This is a genomic window from Streptomyces rectiviolaceus (genome assembly GCF_039533825.1).
GTDB classification, from domain to species: domain Bacteria; phylum Actinomycetota; class Actinomycetes; order Streptomycetales; family Streptomycetaceae; genus Streptomyces; species Streptomyces rectiviolaceus.
This window is the reverse complement of the sequence record NZ_BAAAUG010000040.1, coordinates 66,469-68,085: the sequence shown is the minus strand read 5'-3', so window position 1 is coordinate 68,085 and position 1,617 is coordinate 66,469. Positions and strand designations below refer to the sequence as shown.

Sequence of the window (1,617 nt, the reverse complement as noted above, 5' to 3'; positions counted from 1 at the left end):
CGCCGCTGGACGTGGGTCCCGCGGTGGCCGACGACGGAGGCTGCTGGGGCGACGACTGTTGGGGCGGGGCCTGCCCTGTGGTGCCCTGCGTCTGGCTGGGCTGCCCCTGGCCGGTGCCCGCGGTTGCGGACTCGCGTGCCGCGCCCGGAGTGGTCGCCGCGGCGCCCTGCGTGGGGCTGGCGGAGCTGCCCTGCGTCGGCGCCCCGGAGGAAGCCGTGGGGCTCTGCGACTGGCCCTGGCGCTGCCGCTGCTTTCCGGGCTCCTCCGGGAGCGGTGAGCCCGGCAGTTCGTTGCGCGGGGCCTCGCCGGGTCCCGGCACGGTCACGCGGTCGGCATCGCGCACCGCGCCGCCGAGCATCGATCCGATGAGCAGCGTGAGCCCGACGACGAGCGACCCGATGAGCGCGCCGCGCCGCAGCACGCGGCGGCGCAGCTCCCAGATGTCCACGCGCGGCCCGAGCGTCCGCCAGGCCTCGCCGGCGAGGCGTCCGTCGACGGAGTAGACGGGCGCGCCCGCGATGATGAGGGGCGACCATGCGGCCAGATAGATGATGTCCGGCGCGTCGTAGGCGGGGACGGTCTTCCAGCTGACGGTGACGATGAGCGCGGCGGACAGGAGCACGCCGATGCTGGCCGCGACCCGCTGCCAGAGCCCGAGCACCGTGAGCACGCCCACGATGATCTGCAGGAAGGCGATGCAGAGCCCCGCGCCCACGGGGTGCTGGAGGGCGAAGTCCCGCAGCGGCTCGGCGAGCGCCCAGGGGTGCAGCGAGTTGAGCCACTTGACCATGGAGCCGCGGTCGCCGCCGTCGAAGTACACGGGGTCGCAGAGCTTGCCCATGCCGGCGTAGATGGAGATGAATCCGAGGAAGACGCGCAGCGGAAGCAGCACGACGCCGAGGTTCATGCGTCGGCCGGGGTAGTAGGCGTGCCGTACTGGGTCGGCCCCGTGCCGTCTGCTGACCTGGCGCGTGTCTGCGCCGTCGTCGTACTCGTCGTCGAACTCGTCGTCCCCGTAGGGGAGTTGTTCGTCGAGGTCGCTCTCCGGCAGCGGCATGCGCGGGATGAGCCGGGTCTCGGAGCCGGGATGACGAGGACCGATGACGGCAGGCGTGGCCTGCGTACTCTCGAGATCGTCGTCGATGTCGATACGGGGGATGACCTGCGTGGCACCTCCGTCGTCGTAGGAGGTGCCCCCGGCTTCGGCCGAATGGCGCACGCCGGTGCCGCGCACCGCCTGCAGCAGTCCGGTGGCTCCGGGGTCGCCCGGCTCGGACTTCCCGCTCCAGACGACGGGCGTGCGGCGCCGCGCGGCGGAGCCGACTGCGGGGATGCGCACGGTGTCATCGGCATTGTTCAAGTGCCGTGCGATACGCGGGGATTGGGTCCGCTGCGCGGTGGGGAGCTGCACGCGGAAGCTCGCGTGGTTCACGATGACCTGGGCCGGGTCGCTCGGCACCTTCACCATGCTCAGCGCGGGAGCTTCGTCGAACCCTGACGAGCTTCCCCCCGTGGGATTGCGGGGCGTTCTGGTGTCCACACTCATCTAACCGAGTGATGTGTGTTTAGGACACTGCCTTGACCGCGTGGAAATGTCCGGACCGCGTCAAGATCTAC

The 1,617-nt window shown here is 71.4% G+C and carries 1 protein-coding gene; it reads right to left on the bottom strand.

The features are described 5' to 3' along the window. The coding region (locus ABD378_RS13795) for a DoxX family protein (RefSeq protein ID WP_344521013.1) at positions 1 to 1,546 on the bottom strand (1,546 nt) is incomplete at its 3' end. Positions 1,547 to 1,617 lie beyond the last annotated feature (71 nt).